Annotated in this window: 20 protein-coding genes; 15 read left to right on the plus strand and 5 right to left on the minus strand. The window is 63.2% G+C overall.

Going from position 1 to position 18,388, the window contains the following annotated elements:
• Nucleotides 1-13: 13 nt before the first annotated feature.
• A complete protein-coding gene (locus CGLAUT_RS01215) occupies nt 14-748 on the minus strand; it encodes a hypothetical protein (RefSeq protein WP_095659117.1) in 735 nt (244 codons plus the stop codon).
• A gap of 799 nt (nt 749-1,547) precedes the next feature.
• Between CGLAUT_RS01215 and CGLAUT_RS12180 the strand changes: the two genes are divergently transcribed.
• The 4 genes from CGLAUT_RS12180 to mshA all read left to right on the plus strand — a co-directional run bounded on the left by CGLAUT_RS12180 (nt 1,548) and on the right by mshA (nt 5,281).
• The gene (locus CGLAUT_RS12180; protein ID WP_095659119.1) at nt 1,548-2,555 is read left to right on the plus strand and encodes a nucleotide-binding protein; all 1,008 of its coding nucleotides are present in this window, start codon (nt 1,548-1,550) and stop codon (nt 2,553-2,555) included.
• Between the two features lie 64 nt (nt 2,556-2,619).
• A complete protein-coding gene (locus tag CGLAUT_RS01225; RefSeq protein WP_290185786.1) occupies nt 2,620-3,198 on the plus strand; it encodes a lysozyme family protein in 579 nt (192 codons plus the stop codon).
• A 467-nt stretch (nt 3,199-3,665) separates the two neighbouring features.
• The gene (locus tag CGLAUT_RS01230; RefSeq protein ID WP_095659120.1) at nt 3,666-3,950 is read left to right on the plus strand and encodes a hypothetical protein; all 285 of its coding nucleotides are present in this window, start codon (nt 3,666-3,668) and stop codon (nt 3,948-3,950) included.
• 68 nt (nt 3,951-4,018) lie between these two features.
• The gene (gene mshA, locus CGLAUT_RS01235; RefSeq protein ID WP_095659121.1) at nt 4,019-5,281 is read left to right on the plus strand and encodes a D-inositol-3-phosphate glycosyltransferase; all 1,263 of its coding nucleotides are present in this window, start codon (nt 4,019-4,021) and stop codon (nt 5,279-5,281) included.
• A 21-nt stretch (nt 5,282-5,302) separates the two neighbouring features.
• Here the strand turns inward: mshA and CGLAUT_RS01240 are convergent, their stop codons facing one another.
• Nucleotides 5,303-6,484 (minus strand): chymotrypsin family serine protease, encoded by a 1,182-nt coding sequence (locus CGLAUT_RS01240; RefSeq protein ID WP_095659122.1) that lies wholly within the window; start codon nt 6,482-6,484, stop codon nt 5,303-5,305.
• 48 nt (nt 6,485-6,532) lie between these two features.
• Nucleotides 6,533-7,672 carry a chymotrypsin family serine protease gene (locus CGLAUT_RS01245; protein ID WP_095659123.1) on the minus strand — a complete coding sequence of 380 codons (1,140 nt, stop codon included), beginning with the start codon at nt 7,670-7,672 and terminating at the stop codon, nt 6,533-6,535.
• Between the two features lie 35 nt (nt 7,673-7,707).
• Here CGLAUT_RS01245 and CGLAUT_RS01250 point away from each other — a divergent pair, with 35 nt between their 5' ends.
• Genes CGLAUT_RS01250 through CGLAUT_RS01260 form a run of 3 tightly spaced genes read left to right on the plus strand, consistent with a single transcriptional unit; the run spans nt 7,708 to nt 10,330 of the window.
• A complete protein-coding gene (locus tag CGLAUT_RS01250) occupies nt 7,708-8,454 on the plus strand; it encodes a phosphoglyceromutase (RefSeq protein WP_095660964.1) in 747 nt (248 codons plus the stop codon).
• Nucleotides 8,455-8,461: 7 nt separating this feature from the next.
• Nucleotides 8,462-9,631 (plus strand): sensor histidine kinase, encoded by a 1,170-nt coding sequence (locus CGLAUT_RS01255; RefSeq protein ID WP_095659124.1) that lies wholly within the window; start codon nt 8,462-8,464, stop codon nt 9,629-9,631.
• Nucleotides 9,632-9,640: 9 nt separating this feature from the next.
• Nucleotides 9,641-10,330: a response regulator gene (locus tag CGLAUT_RS01260; RefSeq protein ID WP_290185791.1), complete on the plus strand. Its 690-nt coding sequence runs from the start codon at nt 9,641-9,643 to the stop codon at nt 10,328-10,330.
• A gap of 20 nt (nt 10,331-10,350) precedes the next feature.
• Here the strand turns inward: CGLAUT_RS01260 and CGLAUT_RS01265 are convergent, their stop codons facing one another.
• Complete coding sequence (locus CGLAUT_RS01265; RefSeq protein ID WP_095659126.1) at nt 10,351-11,256, minus strand: DUF3109 family protein; 906 nt, start codon at nt 11,254-11,256, stop codon at nt 10,351-10,353.
• Between the two features lie 33 nt (nt 11,257-11,289).
• Between CGLAUT_RS01265 and CGLAUT_RS01270 the strand changes: the two genes are divergently transcribed.
• The 5 genes from CGLAUT_RS01270 (at nt 11,290) to CGLAUT_RS01290 (ending at nt 14,682) form a co-directional block, all read left to right on the plus strand.
• Nucleotides 11,290-12,243, plus strand: a complete 954-nt coding sequence (locus CGLAUT_RS01270; protein ID WP_095660965.1) for a Ppx/GppA family phosphatase — start codon at nt 11,290-11,292, stop codon at nt 12,241-12,243.
• Nucleotides 12,243-13,175: a hypothetical protein gene (locus CGLAUT_RS01275; protein WP_290185794.1), complete on the plus strand. Its 933-nt coding sequence runs from the start codon at nt 12,243-12,245 to the stop codon at nt 13,173-13,175. Before CGLAUT_RS01270 ends, CGLAUT_RS01275 begins: the two co-directional genes overlap by 1 nt.
• Nucleotides 13,176-13,208: 33 nt before the next feature.
• Nucleotides 13,209-14,015 carry a pyrroline-5-carboxylate reductase gene (proC, locus tag CGLAUT_RS01280; protein ID WP_095659127.1) on the plus strand — a complete coding sequence of 269 codons (807 nt, stop codon included), beginning with the start codon at nt 13,209-13,211 and terminating at the stop codon, nt 14,013-14,015.
• Between the two features lie 182 nt (nt 14,016-14,197).
• Nucleotides 14,198-14,401 (plus strand): helix-turn-helix domain-containing protein, encoded by a 204-nt coding sequence (locus CGLAUT_RS01285; RefSeq protein ID WP_095660966.1) that lies wholly within the window; start codon nt 14,198-14,200, stop codon nt 14,399-14,401.
• 179 nt (nt 14,402-14,580) lie between these two features.
• Nucleotides 14,581-14,682: a 30S ribosomal protein bS22 gene (locus CGLAUT_RS01290; RefSeq protein WP_003855542.1), complete on the plus strand. Its 102-nt coding sequence runs from the start codon at nt 14,581-14,583 to the stop codon at nt 14,680-14,682.
• An 81-nt stretch (nt 14,683-14,763) separates the two neighbouring features.
• Here CGLAUT_RS01290 and CGLAUT_RS01295 read toward each other — a convergent pair whose 3' ends face one another.
• Nucleotides 14,764-15,774 (minus strand): HAD family hydrolase, encoded by a 1,011-nt coding sequence (locus tag CGLAUT_RS01295; protein WP_290185796.1) that lies wholly within the window; start codon nt 15,772-15,774, stop codon nt 14,764-14,766.
• Between the two features lie 94 nt (nt 15,775-15,868).
• Here CGLAUT_RS01295 and CGLAUT_RS01300 point away from each other — a divergent pair, with 94 nt between their 5' ends.
• From CGLAUT_RS01300 to hemC, 3 genes are read left to right on the plus strand one after another with little or no spacing between them, the layout of a single operon-like run.
• Complete coding sequence (locus CGLAUT_RS01300) at nt 15,869-16,105, plus strand: glutaredoxin family protein (protein WP_095659129.1); 237 nt, start codon at nt 15,869-15,871, stop codon at nt 16,103-16,105.
• Nucleotides 16,106-16,150: 45 nt separating this feature from the next.
• The gene (locus tag CGLAUT_RS01305) at nt 16,151-17,476 is read left to right on the plus strand and encodes a glutamyl-tRNA reductase (RefSeq protein ID WP_290185798.1); all 1,326 of its coding nucleotides are present in this window, start codon (nt 16,151-16,153) and stop codon (nt 17,474-17,476) included.
• Nucleotides 17,473-18,366: a hydroxymethylbilane synthase gene (hemC, locus tag CGLAUT_RS01310; RefSeq protein WP_290185799.1), complete on the plus strand. Its 894-nt coding sequence runs from the start codon at nt 17,473-17,475 to the stop codon at nt 18,364-18,366. The genes CGLAUT_RS01305 and hemC overlap by 4 nt, the downstream gene beginning before the upstream one ends.
• Nucleotides 18,367-18,388 lie beyond the last annotated feature (22 nt).

Raw genomic sequence — 18,388 nt, forward strand, 5'->3', positions numbered from 1 at the left:
CCGGGTTTGATTCTTACTTGACTCCCGGTCTCTGCTCAGGATAAAGGCGTGTGAGTAAGCGGTTGTACTGAATAACCGCGACTGGGTCAGTTGGCAATGTGACACGGTCGCGCGCGGTCGTCGACGCTTTAGGGGAGGGTAGCGTCAGTGTGTCAGGTGCATCGGAGTCGCTGGGAGTAGCGCCGACCTTGACCACGCTTACCCGACCCTGACGCGCAGCATCGCTGAGATGATGGCCGCGTTGGTAGAGCCACGCGTGGTCGGTGTGGAATTTATCCGCCAGCAGCAAGACATGGGTGGCCATGGAAGTGCCGGTAGCAATCACGTCGCTACCGCAGGTGAATGGCAAATCAATCACCGCCACGGGCCACCGGTGCGCCGCTCGGCGTACCGCTGAAAGGAGCGTCTCCGGTTCGAGGGGCTGCGGGAAGCGGCGCGAAGTACTCAGGAGAACGGTGCTACCTGCGGTGTCAGCGTGAGTCTCGATTGTGGTGCGGCGTAGCCCCCATCCGGGCAATGTGGTCAGCCCCTCGAGGTCGCCACCGTCGCCTGCGCCAAGTGGACCGCGCAATGGCTGATTGAGACCATCGGCGTCGATAGCGACTACCGGAAGGCGGATTGCGGCGCTGAGCACGTTTGCGACGACTGCTGTGGTGGGAGTAGTCAGCATCTGCTCGCTCAGCGAGGCGACAGCAATAATCGCCGGGCGATCCGTATCTTGCGGGCTTTTGCGCTGGGACTGCGCCACTGCGTTCGACCATACGAGGCGACGCGGAACCGCAAGAAGGGAAGATAAACCCAAGTGTCAGTCACCGCCTAAGACTCGACATCCGGACAACCGGCGTTACCATTATCTTTCTGAGACTATTTTAAGGATACCTTCGCCTCTCTGTTACCCACGAGGAGGCGGAAAGACTTCGAAGGAGCCCCAGATGACTAACCGTGATGATTCCAACCCGCACCTTCCTTCATGGCTGCAGGTGCAGCCTTCAAACACACCTGGGGTTTCCAATCCGAGCCAGGCCGGGGAGGGGACAAATTCGAACGAGTTCTCTCGGCCAGATTCGCCAGCTTACGGCGGTACAGAGTCGCCGGCGTCGCGAGAGGTCGGCCAACCCGATCAGTCAGGTTTTGGATCCGCGACTGGGGGAGCTTGGCCGCAACGAGAGCAGCCACAGCGAGATCAACGGCGAAGCGATGTTGGGCGCCATGCGCAACAGGAAACCCATGAACCTCCTCGCTCGGCGAAGAATTCAAACGTGTGGTGGCGGCCAGAACAAGATGCTCCTTTAGACACGTCGGAAACGGGCAGCTCTGTTTGGGGGAGCCAACAACGCCCCGAAGGGAAGCGGCCTGACACTCCATCGCAGAACGACGCTGCGGCGCAGCGAGACGCACAGCCTGAACGACGCGCTGAACAACCGCAGCAGCCGGCCCTCCAAGACCCTCAACAGCCTTCGCAGCCCTCGGGTGGCCCTTGGGTTGGTGCGCCACGTCCCGCTCAGCCTCAAGCGGGGCAGCCGAAGCAATCAGAGATGGGACAACAAATGGGCAGCAGTTTTGCCTCAGGTCACCCTGGGCCGAGTAATGGTCCCGCCGAGCCTCGTGAACAGGTCGATCTGCAGCCGCCTACGGCGCTTGGTCAGGACAATCTGGTGAACCCCGTCAAGGCCGCGCCAAAGAAAGGGTGGCGCAAGATGGTGCACTCCATGTCAGCGGGAAAGGTTAACCCGGGTGGTTCCCGTACCGAGCTCGAAGAGGATCGGCTTCTGGAAGCTGTGCGGGCACCGCTGCGCGGGGATTACCGGATCGCCGTAATGTCACTGAAAGGCGGTGTGGGAAAAACCACCACCACCGTGGCATTAGGAGGAGTATTCGCAAAAGAACGCGGTGACCGCGTCATTGCAATCGATGCCAACCCGGATCTCGGTACCTTGGCACAACGCGCCGCCGCACCTGGCCCTGCCACAATCCGTGATCTATTGAACGCAGGTGACACCTCGCGCTACCCCCAGGTTCGCGCGTTCACCAACCAAGCCACCTCTCGTCTGGAGGTGATTGGAAGTGAGCGCGACCCGGCTGTCTCGGAGGCGTTTAGCGAACTGGACTACCGGCGTGCAATCGACATTCTCCAGCACCACTACAACGTGATCTTGACCGATTGCGGCACGGGGTTGATGCACTCGGCCATGTCGGGAGTTCTGGATCTTGCAAACTCGCTAGTGCTGGTAACTTCACCTGCTCTTGACGGTGCACAATCTGCCTCGGCGACGTTGGATTGGCTCACAATGCACGGGTATGACCAGCTTGCAGCAAACTCAGTTGTGGTGGTTTCATCCTCTGCGCCGGGCAAGCCGACCGTGGATCTTGACCAACTGATTGAGCATTTCCGCGCGCGCACCCGCGCAGTTCACGTGATTCCGTATGACCGCCACCTGGCTGAAGGAGCGGTGGTGGATATCGATCTGCTAGCGCGCCCCACCTTGACTGCATACCGCCAGCTGGCTGCCACTGTGGCGGAGGACTTTGGGTCGTGGCATAGGCATGCGAAGTGATCGCCGGGTACTTACCAGCTTCGCGCTCGTAGCTACAGTGCCCCTTCTGGGGTGCGCGCCGCGCTTGGAGCCGCCTGAGCCACAACGGTTTCCCCAGATCGAAGTGGTCGCGGATTGGTCCCGTCAACGCGCTGCACCATACGGCATTCCTGAACGCCAGTTGATGGCGTACGCCTACGCAGCTTTGCAGGTGGAGTCGCAGTCCGGATGCACGGTCGGATGGCCCACCATTGCTGCGATTGGGCAGGTCGCCTCGGATCACGGGCGGGTCGAAGGATCGGAGGTAGGTGAAGACGGTTTAACGACTGAAAAGCTTCGCGGCCTTGAAGTGATGCAGTTGCCGCCGATTGTGGTTTCGGACACTGATAGTGGTGCGACGGATGGCGATGATACCCAGGATGTTGCAGTCGGGCCGATGCAAATAATGCCGTCACGCTGGGAGCAGTTCGCGGCAAGCCCAGAGCCAGGGCGCACGCCTGACCCAGATAACATCGACGATGCAGCGTTGACTGCCGCGCATATCTTGTGTGCGGCGGGGGACCCTTCGAACCCGGAGGGGTGGGATGAAGGAGTCAAGCGTTTCTTCTACAGTCCGGAGGCAGTCATGGAAGTTCACCGCGTGGCAAGCGAGCTTTCGAGGTAGACCGTGAGCAAAGCTGGAGAGACGAAGTTGACTGAGCCTGGCCAACCGTGCGTGCGCGTCGAGGCAACTTGGATAGGTAAGGTTGCTGTCGGCATGTGCGCGGTAGCGTCATCAGCCTTCATATTGACTGGGTGTGGCGAGCCAGGGGCGGCTAAAGACGATGTAGTGGTCCAGCAGATCCCGCCATTGGGTGAGTTACCTCCGCTGCCCACGAGCTATTTCCCGCCGGAGGAAGAACCGACACCGGAAGTCGCACCGCAGCCAGCGCCACCCCCGGCCGCTCCCGCGCCGGTGGCCACACCTTTGCCTGCACCCGCCCCTCAGGCCCCAACAACTGCGCCAACAGTGACTGTGACACACGTTGAATCTCCGCCGGCGGCCCCGCAGCCTGGCCCTGTTGAAGAGGCAATCGCTGAGTTCATCCGAGATTTGACGTAGTACGAGTACAAGAAAGGGCTGAAGCTCCGATGTCTGAGCCGAATGAAACGCAGTCTTCCACGCAAACCCACAACGAATCTGAAAATACGCGTCGGGTACCCACCCCGGCGGCGCGCAAGGATCCCCGCCTTGCTGTGCAGGCGGAAAAGCTGCGAATCGCTTCGCTTACCCAGGCCATCCGTTTTGGGGAGCAAGCATCGGGGGTAACTCCGCGGCGGGTAGGCATTCTGATTGGTTCTGCGGCGATCGGTGCCGTGCTGCTCGGTGGCACCATCGGTCTGTCCGCTCTGCTCCAGTGGTTGGAACGGCGATAACCCATAACCCATAACCAAAGCCCCGTCAGACGCGCAGCGTCCTCGACCAACCGCGCTACCCTTTCTCTATGCGCGTCGCCATGATCTCCATGCACACCTCCCCGCTCGAGCAGCCGGGGACGGGTGATGCGGGCGGGATGAACGTCTACATCCACAACACCGCCGCCCAGCTTGCGAAAAGCGGGGTAGAGGTCGACGTGTTCACCCGCGCAACACGCCCCAGCCAGGGCGAGATCGTGGAGGTGGAGCCCGGCTACCGCGTGATCAACATTGTCGCCGGGCCTTATGACGGCCTGGACAAAGAGGAGCTGCCCACCCAGCTCGCCGCGTTCGCGGGCGGCATCGTGCAATTCGCCCGTGCCAACGGCGGCACCTACGACCTCATCCACTCTCACTACTGGCTCTCCGGCCAGGTCGGTTGGCTGCTCGCGGATCTAGTGGGCGTGCCGCTGGTGCACACTGGGCACACGTGGGCTGCGGTAAAGAACGCCGCCGGCAGCGACACCACCGAATCCGAAGCCCGCCGCATCTGTGAGCAGCAGCTGGTGGACAACGCGACAACCCTCGTGGTCAACACCGAGGACGAGACGACCCAGCTCTCCCGCTTCTACGACGTTGACCCGGCGAAGATCGCGGTGGTGAGCCCCGGCGCCGACACGCAGCTTTACACCCCCGGCACCAACCGCAACACCGAACGGGCACGCCGTGAGCTCGGCGTCCCGGTGCACGCGAAGATCGTCGCGTTCGTCGGGCGGCTGCAGGATTTCAAGGGCCCGCAGGTCCTCCTGCGCGCGATGGGCGAGGTCGCACGCCGCGGCAACGTGAGCAAACCGCTGCGCGTGCTCATGTGCGGCGGCGCGTCCGGCAGCGGCGCGAGTGAGCAGCGCTACCGCGACATCGCCCGCGAGGAAGGCATCGACACCATCACCCGGTTCCTCGGACCGCGCCCGCCCCAGGAGCTCGTCAGCGTCTACCAAGCCGCCGACATCGTCGCCATCCCCAGCTACAACGAAAGCTTCGGCCTTGTTGCGGTGGAAGCCCAGGCCACAGGCACCCCAGTGGTCGCTGCTCGCGTCGGGGGCCTCCCGCTCGCCGTTGCGGAGGGAGAGACAGGGCTGCTTGTCGACGGCCACGAGACCCCCGCCTGGGCCCAGGCCATCGAGCAATTGCTTGTCGACGACTCCTTGCGCCTGAGCATGGCGCTCAACGCCACCAGCCACGCTGCGAAGTTCAGCTGGGCCGTTTCAGCCAAAGAGCTGCGCTCGGTCTACGCCGAGACGCTGGAGCACTTCGTGCCGGGCGCCGACACCCGGCAGGCCGGCGGGGTTTAACAGGAGGGATTCAACCCGCGTTTAGAACAGAATCTCGTCCAGGGTGCTGCCGATCAGGCCATCTACCCTGAGCTCCGCGACCTCGCCGCCCCAGTACCCGATCTGGCCGGAATGGTGCTCGACTGCCCGCTGGATCTCTTCCGGGTTGATCTGGCCGCGCGCGGCGTCATCCGCAAGGCGGGTGGCCTCTTGCTGGGCTGCGTCTGTGGCCTTGCGCAACTCAGTATCCGGGTCGGTGATTGACGGGTTTGGGTTGAGCTCCTGGACTGCTTGGCCGATGCGGAAGTTTTCGTCGTTAAGCGTGGTGAACTCGGCGTGCGGCGCGGTGGAAGCATCGACGGTGAAGTGGTCGTTGACCTGCCCGTCCGGCACACCGTACGCGGACTCCACGATTGAGTCGGCGGTCTGAGCCTTGTAGATCGGGCCGAAGTGCACAGAAGTCACGCCGAGGATTGCGCCGTCGCGCGGGTCGAAGTTCACCCCGCCGGAATCGCCGGAGTCGTACCCCAAGTTCACGCTGTAGATCGTGTCATGGGTCCGCGCGACCTGGGTGCCACAGCCCCGGCCGTTGGTCGCGCCGTCCTTGCAGATTGGCTGGCCCAAGTTGTCGAACGCGAACGCGCCGGGCGCAAGAGCCGGGTAGTCGCGGATGTGGGTAAGTACTACCGGCTCCCCGAGCTTCGCGCCGTCCTTGGCGCGAGAGTCGCTCACCGCGCTGGTGGGTACGCCCTCATCGATGCTCACTACGGCCCAGTCGACCGCGCGCAGCGGGTCGAGGGGGTTTGCGCTGTTCAAAATCTCCGGCGGAATCGGGGAGAGGGTGGTCAACTGGCCGATTCGCTGGTACGACTCGCCCACTGGAACGGAGACTTCGCCAGTTGGCGCAGCGCTGGGGTCGCCGGCTCCGTCGCCGATCGCCAAGAAGCAGTGCGCGGCGGTCAGCATGACGTGGTGGGTTTCCCCGTTGGGAGTGCGCACGGTGCCGATCGGGCCCTGCGAACACGCTCCCTTCGAAGCCTCTGGCGGAACGTTGACCTGGTCTCCGTATTTGTTCACGGTGATCGTCGACGGGGCTTCAGCAGGGAAGACTCGGAACGGCCCTCCCGGAGCCGCGAGGGCAGGTTCTTGGGCGGCGGCAATTGTTGGGCTGAGCAGGGCGGAAACGGCGGCGCAGGCCGCGATCGCGAGAGTACGTGTATGCATGCCGCCCAAGCGTAATCACGTGAGCTCCCGCGCGCTCTTAGCGCCTTCTTAATTGAGCCAGGAATTGATTTCCTGCGCCAATGCCACGTCAGCCCACTTCGAAATCTCGCCCGCGTGGTGCTCCGCGGTGTTTTGGATCTCGCGCGGATCGATGTTGCCGCCGAGGGCTTTCTCCCCGAGTTGGCGCGCATCTTGCTGTGCGTTTGCGGTGGCCGTCTCCAGCTCGGCGCGGCCGTCCGGAGGCTGGATGTCCGGGTTCATCGCACTGATTTCAGCATCGATGCGCACGGATTCCTCCCCCGATGGCACGAACGCCGTGTGCGGTGCGGTCGAATCGGTGAGAACAAAGTAGTTGTTCACCTCGCCGTCGGGGATGCCGTAGGCATCTTCCAGGATGCGGTCCGCGGGCTGCAGCTTGCCCAGTGGGCCAAGTGCCATGGATGTCACGCCGAGAATCGCGCCGTCGCGCGGGTCGAAGTTCACCCCGCCGGAATCGCCCTCGAGGTAATAGAGGTCCCAGCTGTAGATGCCGTTGCGGGTGCGCGCGAGCTGGGTGCCGCAGCTGCGCCCGGAGGTGGCGCCGTCTTTGCAGATTGGCTGGCCAAAGTTGTCGAAGACGATCTCCCCGTGCTGAAGCGTCGGCAGGTCCCGGATGCCGGTCAGTTCGACTGGTTCGCCGTAGACCCCGCCGTCCGAGTCGCGCGAGAAGGAGACCCGGGTGGCGTTGACCGAGTCGTCGATAAGCACAATGCCCCAGTCGGCCGTGCGGGCCGAGAGAATGGGATCCGATAAGTCGTAGGTGGATTCCGGCATGACGTTCGACGCGATGCGCTCGCCGATGCGGGCGTAGCCGGATTCGAGCGGCACGAAGACCTCGCCCTTGACCTCCGGTAATCCCGGCATCGTGTTCACGCAGTGTGACGCGGTGAGCATCACGCGCTGCGTTTTTCCGTCCGGTGTGGTGAGGGTGCCGGTGGGACCCTGTGAACAGGTCATGGCGAAAGTTTCGGGCGGTACCTTCAGGTCGCCCACGGGAGAGGGCACGGTTTGCGGCGGATCCTTCGGCGGCACTCGGAACGGACCTCCGGGGGCCGCGAGTGCGGGTTCGGCAGCTGCGGCGGTGGTCGGAGCGACTATCGCAGCGGTAACGAGAAGGCTGGCGGTGAGAGCGAAAATCTTGCGACGCATGACGCCCGAGTCTAAACCGTGGCATGCTGGAAATCATGGGTAACGGAAAGCTAATTCTCGTACGTCACGGACAGAGTGAGTGGAACAAATCCAACCAGTTCACTGGGTGGGTCGACGTTGACCTGACCGAGCAGGGCGAGGCCGAAGCGGTCAATGCCGGCAAGCTCATGGTGGAGAAGGATGTCTTGCCGGACATCGTTTTCACCTCGCTGCTGCGGCGCGCAATTCGCACTGCGAACATTTCGTTGAATGCGGCCGACCGTCACTGGATCCCGGTGGTGCGCAACTGGCGTCTGAACGAGCGTCATTACGGCAAGCTGCAGGGTCTGAACAAGGCTGAGATCCGCGAGGAGTACGGCGAAGAGCAGTTCATGGAATGGCGCCGTTCCTACGACACCCCGCCGCCGGAGATTGAGACGGACAACGAGTACGCCCAGACCGACGACCCGCGTTACCAGTTCCTGCCCGAGGTGCCGCGCACCGAGTGCCTGAAGGACGTTGTCGAGCGCTTCCAGCCGTACTACGAGTCCGAGATTCTTCCGCAGGTGCTTGAGGGCAAGAATGTCATGCTCGCTGCGCACGGCAATTCGCTGCGCGCGCTGGTGAAATACCTGGACAACATCTCCGACGACGACATTGCCGGCCTGAACATCCCGACTGGCATGCCGCTGGTTTACGAGATCGGGGAGCGCGGCAAGGTGCTCAACCCGGGCGGCACCTACCTGGATCCGGAGGCTGCCGAAGCTGGCGCCGCCGCAGTAGCGAACCAAGGACAAAAGTAGCCCGAGTTTGTCACCGTTTCTCGCTTTTCTCCTCGGTGTCGTTGTCACCGCGCTTGCGGTCTGGGCGTACAACCGCATCGCGCGGTGGCGTGACCGCAACCGCGAGCACCTCACCGAGGATGAAAGCCGTGTCAACACCGTCAGCCAGCTGCTCAACCTTGCGGTGCAAGGATCTCCAACCGGCATCGCGATCATGAACCGCAGTGGCCGCGTACTCATGTCCAACTCGCGTGCGCACGACATGTCGATCGTGCACGACCGCTCGATCAACCCCGAGGTGTGGGACACCGCCCAGCTGGCTTTCGATGACCTCGAGACCCACACCATTGATTTGGATCTGCCACGCCGAGCCACCGGCAGCCGCATCCGCAACGTCTCCGTGGTGGTGAAGCCGCTTGCGCTCACCCACAACGCGTATGTCATTGCGTACGCCACGGATGAGAGCGAAAACGTGCGCATGGAATCCGCTCGCCGCGACTTCGTGGCAAACGTTTCGCACGAACTCAAGACCCCCGTCGGTGGCATGTCGCTGCTCGCGGAAGCGCTGCTGCAGGATCCGTCAGACGAGGTGATGGTGGAGCACTTCGGCGAAAAGCTGCTCAAGGAATCCCACCGCATGGGCGACATGATCGCCGATCTCATCAGCCTGTCCAAGCTGCAGGGCGCGGAGGCACTCCCGGAAATGTCGCCGGTGCGCATCGACGACGTTATCGATGAGGCAATGACCCGCAACCAGGTCACCGCCGACAACCGGGAGATCACGCTGACCCGCAGCCCCGCCACCGGCATCGAGGTGGTGGGCGATCAATCCCTGCTCACCGCCGCGGTGTCCAACTTGGTCTCTAACGCGATCAATTACTCGCCTAACGGCCAACCGGTAAGCATCTCGCAGAAGGTGGTGCGCGAGGATGTCGTGCTGGTGCGGGTCACTGACCGCGGCATCGGTATCGCCCCGGAGGATCAAAAACGCGTCTTCGAGCGCTTCTACCGCGTGGACAAAGCGCGCTCCCGCTCGACCGGGGGCACTGGTTTGGGATTGGCCATTGTGAAGCACGTCGTGGCCAACCACGGCGGTAATATCAAGTTGTGGTCGCGCCCCGGGACTGGGTCGACGTTCACCATCGAGCTGCCGATCTATCAGCCTGCTTCCACCCCCGCAGCACACAGGAAGGACTAGGAGAAATCCATGACGACCATCCTCATCGTTGAAGATGAAGAATCCTTGGCTGAGCCACTGGCCTACCTGCTGCAAAAAGAAGGCTTTGAAACTTTGCTGGCCACCGACGGCACGGCCGCGCTTGAGCTGTTCAGCGACGAAGTCGTCGACCTGGTTCTGCTCGACCTCATGCTGCCGGGCATGAGCGGCACAGACGTATGCCGCAAGCTGCGCAGCGAATCCGACGTGCCCATCATCATGGTCACCGCGCGCGACAGCGAAATAGATAAGGTCGTGGGCCTTGAGCTCGGCGCGGACGATTACGTGACCAAGCCGTACTCCACCCGTGAGCTGGTCGCCCGCATCCGCGCGGTGCTGCGCCGCGGCCCCGAGGTGGAAGAGCTCGATGAGCTGGACGACCAGATCCTCGAGGCGGGCCGCGTCCGCGTGGACGTCGAGCGCCACACCGTGCTTGTCGACGGCCAGCCGGTTGCCATGCCACTCAAAGAATTCGACCTGCTTGAGTACCTCATGCGCAACGCCGGACGCGTGCTCACCCGCGGCCAGCTCATCGACCGCATCTGGGGCGCGGACTACGTCGGCGACACCAAAACCCTCGACGTGCATGTCAAGCGCCTGCGCACCAAGATCGAGCAGGAGCCGTCGCGCCCGAAGCAGCTGGTCACGGTCCGCGGCTTGGGCTACAAGTTCGAGGCTTAAGCGGCTTAAGAGAACAAAGCTTAACGACGGCGCGTGGCTGGATGCGTAGCCTTCACCTCAGCCGGCAGAGCCGCCCTGGCTTCGCAGTGTGCGGCGAGGAGCGCGTAGGGTTTCTCACCGATCAGTGCCTTAAGCTCGTCTTTCATTGAAACCCACACCGGCTCCAACGTGCCGTCGGCCTGCGGGGCGTGGCACGTTGGATCTCCGGTGCACCACCAGTCGAAGTCCTCGCCACCGCCGCCCCACTGGCGCCGGTCGTATTCGCCAATGGTGGTGCGCAGAATCTCTTGACCGTCGGGGCGTTCCTCCCACGAGTCCTCGCGCGAAAACGGCACCTGCCAGCAGACTTCAGGTTTAGAGCCCACGATGTTGCGGCCTTCTGCCATGGCCCATTGGTGCAGTGCGCAGCCGGGGCCGGTTTCGGCACCCTGGCGGTTGGCGAAGATGCACGCGCCGTCGACAAGCTTGGTTTTGATGTGGGGACCGTCATCGTCGCTGTCTTCGGTGGGTTCTTCCTCGTCCCATTCCAGCCATGGCTCGAGCTCGGTCGGGTCAGCGTTGGCGATGTAGGAATCGACGTCGTCGGGGCGCAATTGCCAGTACTTCGCGGGCATCTCGGCGACGGCGTTGTAGAGATCGTCTTGATCCGACTCGTCGGAGAGGTACGCACCGTGGATGCAGCAGCCCACGACGGGGAACGACTCGTCGATGCCGTGGCACTGTGGCGTGCCGAAGCGGCACGACCACGTCGACTCGGCCCACGTGAGGTCGATGGAGAAGTAGTGGTGCGGGTCGTCTGGGTGGATGAACTCAAACCACTCGCGCGGAAAGTCCGGCGGAACCTCCCACCCGGCGGTGATGGAGCGCCCGGCGGGGGAGTCTGTAGGGAATCCGAGGAAAACGGGATTCGGGCCAGGTTGATTCACACCTTGGTACCGTAGACCCGTTAATCTTTGACTGTGCGTTTAGGTGTATTGGATGTAGGCAGCAACACCGTCCACTTGGTCGCGGTCGATGCCCACAGTGGTGGTCGCCCTAGCCCGATGTCGGACTGGAAGCAGCCGCTGCGCCTCGTGGAGCAGTTGGATAAGAAAGGCAACATCGAGGACAAGGGTGTTGACAAGCTTATCGACGCAGTGCAGGAGGCCGCCGACCTCTCCGATAACCTCAGGTGCGAAGAATTTCTTGCCTTCGCCACTTCCGCGGTGCGCTCGGCAACGAATGCCGAGGACGTGCTGAAGCGCGTAGAGAAGAAGACCGGGGTGCGCCTGCGCGTGATCTCGGGCGAGGAAGAGGCGAAGCTGACGTTTCTCGCGGTTCGCCGCTGGCACGGCTGGTCGGCTGGCCGCATCACCAACTTGGACATCGGTGGCGGTTCTCTTGAAATGTCCACCGGTACTGAGGAAACACCCGACTTGGCGGTGTCGCTCGACCTGGGTGCGGGCCGTCTGACCCACGAGTGGTTTGATAGCGACCCGCCGGAACGCAAAAAGATCAACCTGTTGCGTGACTACATCGATGCTGAGTTGGCGGAGCCTGCGGAGCAGTTCAAGGCGTTTGGCGAAGCTGGTCTTGCGGTGGGCACGTCGAAGACCTTCCGTTCGCTTGCGCGGTTGACGGGTGCCGCCCCGTCTTCGGCTGGCCCATACGTCAAGCGCACCTTGACGGCGCCAGGTTTGCGCCAGCTCATCGCGTTCATTTCCCGCATGACTGCGGCGGACCGTGCGGAGCTGGAAGGCATTAACTCAGATCGCTCGCACCAAATTGTTGCCGGCGCGCTGGTGGCGGAAGCAGCCATGCGCGCATTGAATATTGATAAGTTAGAGATCTGCCCATGGGCGCTGCGTGAAGGTGTGATCTTGAAATGGATGGATCACACGAACGCCGGAGGAGATGAAGGAGAGGACGCATAATGTCTGAGGAGAAGCAGCTCACAGTTGCGGAGATCCTCGCCAGGGCTCAACAGGAAAACCCTGACGCAGGCAAGCGCCGTCGCCACCGCCGCAGCATCGAGGAGGGCGGTGTCACCGTCGCGGAACTCACCGGCTCTTTAAAGAAAGTTGATGCTCGACCTGCGGAATCCAAGCACTCCAGCGTGCCAATCGACGCCCCTGAAGAGCCGGAGGCAGTGGAGCAATCCCACGCAGCGGAACCGAAGTTCGAACAAGCTCAACCGGCTGAGCCGAGGAAAGCGGCTTCGACCCGCATCGACGTTGCGCCAGAGGCTGCCCCTGAGGCTGCCCCTGAGGCAAAGCCACAGTCGACGTCTTCCCGCATTACGATTGCGCCGGCGCCCGTGGAAAAGGACTCCAGCGAGAAGGCTCCCGCCGACGAGACTGCGGTGATTCAAAAGGTCGAGGTTGCCGAGGAACCGGCAGCAAAGCCCACTCCGGCACCGGCAGCGGCCAGTGAGCCGAAAGCGTTTCCGGCTGCGCCCGTGAAGGAACGTGACCTCAAGGAGGAACCGGTCCAGCCTCTCGTGCCGGATTCGGAGACGGCGCGTAGCGCAGCGCCGTCTCGCGCCGCGGCGGTGGAGCAAGGCGAGTCCGACCCCTTCGACGAGGGTGTGCCGGCCGAACAGATCGAGGTTGAGGAAGAAACGATCAACCCGATCGTGCTGGTGCTGTTGATTTTCCTGGGCGTGATTGCCGGTATTCTCGGCTTCCTCGTGTTCCAGTGGGTCTGGGCTAACACCGGAACCGCTGTGGCCGTCGGTTCGGCAATTGCGTTCGTGATCCTTGTCCTCTTCGGTGTGCGAGCGCTGCGCACCGGCAAGGACGGGCTGACCATGACTATGGCGGGCATTGCCGCAGCGGTCGCTGCGTTCGGGCCGGCGCTCCTCTAACGATTGCTCCCATGTGGCCTAGGCTTGGCGCACATGGACAAAGTTGCAATCATCGGCGCCGGCAAGATCGGCGAAGCACTGATCTCAGGCATGGTCGCCTCGGGTGTTGATCCGCGCACGATCGTGGCCACGAACCGCAGCGAGGAGCGTTCCGCATACCTGCGTGAGACCTACGGGATCGAGGTGGAGTCGGACAACCGCTTGGCTGTGGCCGACGCGGACGCGGTGGTGTTGTGCGTGAAGCCAGCGCAGATCGTGTCCGTGCTCGAAGAGATCAACGATGGCCTCGACGAAGCCGATGACGCAGCGGTCATTATCTCGATGGCTGCGGGCATCACGCTGACCGCGATGGAAGGCGCTGTGGCGTCAGCCGGCGCTCCGATTGTTCGCGTCATGCCGAATACCCCGATGCTGGTCGGCCAGGGCGTGCTTGCCGTCGCGTACGGGCGCTATGTTTCCGACGAGCAGCGCGAGGGTGTGCGCACCATGCTGGGGGCCGCCGGCAAGGTTGTCGAGGTCGACGAGAAACAAATGGACGCTGTTACCGCGGTGTCCGGGTCTGGCCCGGCGTATTTCTTCCTGCTCACTGAGGCGCTCATCGATGCCGGAGTGTCCCTGGGTCTGTCGCGGGAACTCGCCACCGAGTTGGCAACCGCAACCGCAGCTGGGGCGGGCTCCATGCTTCAAGCCAACCCTGATCCGGTTGCCCTTCGCGCCGGGGTATCGTCTCCGGCTGGCACGACCGCCGCTGCGATCCGCGAATTCGAGGAATCGGGGCTGCGTGGCGCCGTGTACCGCGCGGCTGAGGCAAGCGCAGCTCGCTCCGCCGAGATCGTGTAAACATCCTTAATCCCACTTTTCACACCAGGATTCATCAGCAAACATCAAACACTTTTGAAAAATCACCCACTTGAGTCGCGGTGCGCACACCTTTCACGCTAGGCTGGTTCAAGCACGTGCGTGTCCGTTCTGTGGGAGGGGAAGCCTACAGCGCGCCAGGTGTGCGAAAGGTTGAATTCAACATGGCAAATGAAGAGAAGGGTAAGTTCCTTACCGTCGCGGAAGTCGCGGAGATCATGCGCGTTTCCAAGATGACTGTGTACCGTCTCGTGCACTCTGGCGAACTGCCGGCCGTGCGCGTGGGCCGCTCGTTCCGCGTGAACGAGACCGCAGTCAATGAGTACCTCGAGTCCTCGGTCTATGACGTGGGAACGGATGCGTCGTAAAGCAATTGCTTATCGACGGTTTCCCCTCCGGCGCTAGACCCACCTTGCGTGAGCTGGCGCCGGACTTTTTTGTCTTGGTGCACGCGGGCTGTAATATTTAGCGCATTCACGTCGGCGCAGCCCGGGAACCGCGTCGGCGATGTGAAGTACATGTACGAAACAAGAAACGAGGCAGCCCTATGGGTTCAGTGATTAAGAAGCGTCGCAAGCGCATGTCGAAGAAGAAGCACCGCAAGATGCTTCGTCGCACCCGTGTTCAGCGTCGCAAGCTGGGCAAGTAAAAAACCGCTGGTTTCCCGCATCAGGCACACCGCCTGGTGCGGTTTTGCGTTTCACAGGCGGTGCGGCCACAACAGATTCAGCTACCGCCGCCGATGCCGGATGCTGAGGGCGGCGCCGGCGAGCGCCGCAGCGGGTAGCAGGTATGAGCGCACCATGCGGCGCATTGAGCGGTAGTCCCGGACTGGCCAGCCGCGTTCTTTCGCGTGTTTGCGCAGGGCCCGGTCCGGGTTAATCGCTACCGGGGCGCCGACCATTTCCAGCATCGGCAGGTCGTTGATGCTGTCTGAGTAAGCAGTGCACTTTTCAAGATCAAGCTGCTGGATCGCGGCAAGTGCTGCGACCGCGTGCTGCTTGCCGGGGCCATGGAGAATGTCGCCCACGAGCCGGCCGGTGAATACGCCGTCTTCTTCCTCGGCCACCGTGCCGAGAGCGCCGGTGAAACCGAGGCGCTCGGCGAGGGCTTGCCCAATCTGCACCGGGGTCGCGGAGACGAGCCAGACTTGCTGGCCGGCGGCGATGTGCATGGAAGCTAGCTCGATGGTTGCCTGGTAGGCCTTGTCCAACATCTGGCGATCCACGATGTCCTTGCAAAGCTCCTGCAGCTCGGCCACGGACTTGCCTTTGACCAAACTCAGTGCTTGCTCGCGGCCGGAGGCGATATCGTCAGCGCTTTCCTTGCCGGACACGCGGTAACGGAACTGCTTCGTCAGAGCGGGCAGGAGTTCTCGCAGCGAAATGTAGCGCCGCTTTGCCAGTTCCTCGGCGAGCAAGATAAGCGAGGAGCCCTGGATCAGGGTGTTGTCCACGTCGAAGAACGCCGCCGCCCCGACGTCTTGCGGCACGTCCGGGTCGCGCGGGGTGAGTTCGGGTCGGCCGGCGGTCTCAAACGCGCCGCCCACAGAATCCACGCCGAGGGCGAACTCCTCCAGGTCCAAGCCGAAGGTTTCTTGGATCGCCGCTGCAGCGGCGGCTTCACCGGCGGCCCGCTGATGTTCTTCACCGATCGGGGGGAGCGCCAGATCCTCGAAGAAGCGGCGGAGGTTGCCGTGGGAGACAGACCACTGCGCGAGCAATTCATTCGGCTGGGCCATTGGTGTGCGTCACCGACTTTCTGCAAGCATTGGCGTAAGTGTTAGCGTGAAAAGTTAGCGGAAGCCATGGTACCGCGACGAGGAAGGCGAGCAGATGAAGACGGTCGAGCTCATGGTGCGGGCTTCCTGTGGGTCTTGCGCTCGGGTGGCAGCGCAGATCCAACCGGTCGTCGATAAGCATGCTGCCTCCTTTTCCCTGGTTGATGTAGATGCTGACCTGGAGCTGGCTGCAGAATACGGTGACCGGGTGCCGGTAGTGGTTATCGACGGCGAGGAATTCGCGTGCTGGGAAGTGGATAACCAAGAGCTGGCTGAGGAGCTCGCCCGCTAGCGGGCTATACTTTCGTTTGATGTGTGGCGTGGACGGAGGAATTGCGTGAGCGTACTTGTTGTGGGGATGTCCCATCGCTCCGCGCCCGTTGCGCTCCTTGAGCGCTTAAGCATGGATGAGACCGTGCAGGGGGATGCTGGTGCGGCGTTGGTCGCGCAAGCGGCGATTAGCGAGGCGTTGATCATCTCCACCTGCAACCGCTTGGAGATTTACGCGGTGACCAACGCGTTCCACGCGGGTGTGGAGGATGTGCTTGAGGTGCTCGCGGACATCTCCGGGGTCTCCGAGGCGGAGCTTCGCACTTATCTGTATGTCCGCTACGCCGATGCGGCGGCGGAGCACATGTTCTCTGTGGCCTCGGGCTTGGACTCGATGGTGGTGGGCGAGCAGCAGATCATCGGACAGGTGCGCGCCTCGTACCTGGACGCCGCCGAGCGCGGCACCGTCGGGCCTGCGCTGCATTCGCTCGCGCAAACCGCGCTGCACACCGGCAAGCGCGTCCACGCTGAAACCGGCATCGACGACGCGGGCGGCTCCATGGTCACCTTCGCGCTCGACGAGGCGGAAAAAGTCATGGGCAGCGATTTTGCCGGCAAGACCGCACTCGTGCTGGGTGCCGGGGCGATGAGCTCGCTGGCTGCCACGCAGCTAGGCAAGCGCGGGGTGCGCAAGCTGATCATTGCCAACCGCACCCGCTCGCGCGCGGAACGCCTTGCCGAGCACGCCCGCGAGGCCGGGGTGGCGGCCGAGGTGGTGGACTTCAACGCCCGTGCAGGTGCGCTCTCGCGCGCCGACATCACGGTTTCCGCGACCGCCTCGGACGGGTTCACCATCACCGCCGACGACCTCTCCGGCCCCGCGGTCCTGGTGGATCTCTCGCTGCCGCGCGACATCGCGGACGATGTGACGCAACGCGACGGCGTTCACCTGATCAACATCGAGTACCTGCACACCACGCGCGGCGGCGTGGACTCCGAAGATTCGCTCGCGTTGCGCCAGGCCCAGGCCATTGTCGCCGAAGAAGTAGAGACGTTCAGCTCGCAGCAGCGCGTGCGCGACATTGCACCCGCGGTGGCGCGCCTGCGCCGCACTGCGGGCGAGGTTCAGGACTTTGAGCTGCAGCGCCTGCGTTCGAAGCTCCCAGACTTGAGCGAGGAAGACTTCGACCAGGTTTCGCGCACCGTGAAGCGCGTCGTAGACAAGCTGCTGCACACGCCGACGGTGAAAATCAAGGAACTCGCCGCCACCAGCGAGCAGGTCAGCGTGGAAACGGTGATCGAGGAGTTGTTCGGGCTCGGCCGCTCGTCCGTCGCCGTCGACGCACAGCGCCTCCCGCGCCCAGAAGAATTGCAATTGAAGGAGCACATGTGACGCAGCTGCGCATCGGTACTCGCGGTTCCCACCTCGCTACAACCCAGTCAGGACACATTCAAGCAATGCTTATCGACGAAGGGTTTGACGCGGAACTTCACATTGTGGTGACGCCGGGGGACATGTCGCAGGCTCCGGTCGAGCGCATCGGTGTTGGCGTATTCACCTCGGCGCTGCGAGACGCGCTGTTCGAGGGCGGGGTCGACGTGGCCGTGCACTCCTTCAAGGATCTGCCGACCGCAGATGAGCCGCGCGCGCACCTGATCGTGCCGAAGCGCGAGGACAACCGCGAAGCGCTGATCGCACACGACCAGCTCACCCTGGCGGAGCTGCCGGAAGGCGCGAAGGTGGGAACCTCCGCCCCGCGCCGCATCTCGCAGCTGCGCGCAATGCGCCCGGACCTGGACATCCGCCCGCTGCGCGGCAACATCGAGCGCCGGATGAACTACGTGACCACCGGCGAACTCGATGCCATTGTGCTCGCGTATGCGGGCCTCGTGCGCGGCGGCTACGGCAACCGCGCCACCGAGCTATTCGACCCCGAAGTGTTCATGCCGGCGCCCGCCCAGGGCGCGCTCGCGGTGGAATGTCGCGCGGACGACGATGCCACCCGCGCCGCCATCGACCGCCTTGTCGATCCGACTGCCACGGCGGCGGCGGCTGCGGAGCGTCAGGTGCTGGCCACCTTGGAGGCGGGCTGCACCGCGCCCGTAGCCTCGTACGCCACCGTTGATACGCAAAGCGGCCAGCTCGCGCTCCATGCCGGGGTGTTCGCGCTCGACGGCTCAGCGCAGCTTGTGGAAACCGCGGAAGGGGAGGACCCGGTGACACTCGGGCACGAGGTTGCCGCGGCGCTCTTGGAGCGCGGCGCAGCCGAGATCATGCGCTAGCACCGGCGTTTTTGTTTCCAGG

It is taken from the genome of Corynebacterium glaucum (genome assembly GCF_030408855.1).
Taxonomy (GTDB): Bacteria; Actinomycetota; Actinomycetes; order Mycobacteriales; family Mycobacteriaceae; genus Corynebacterium; species Corynebacterium glaucum.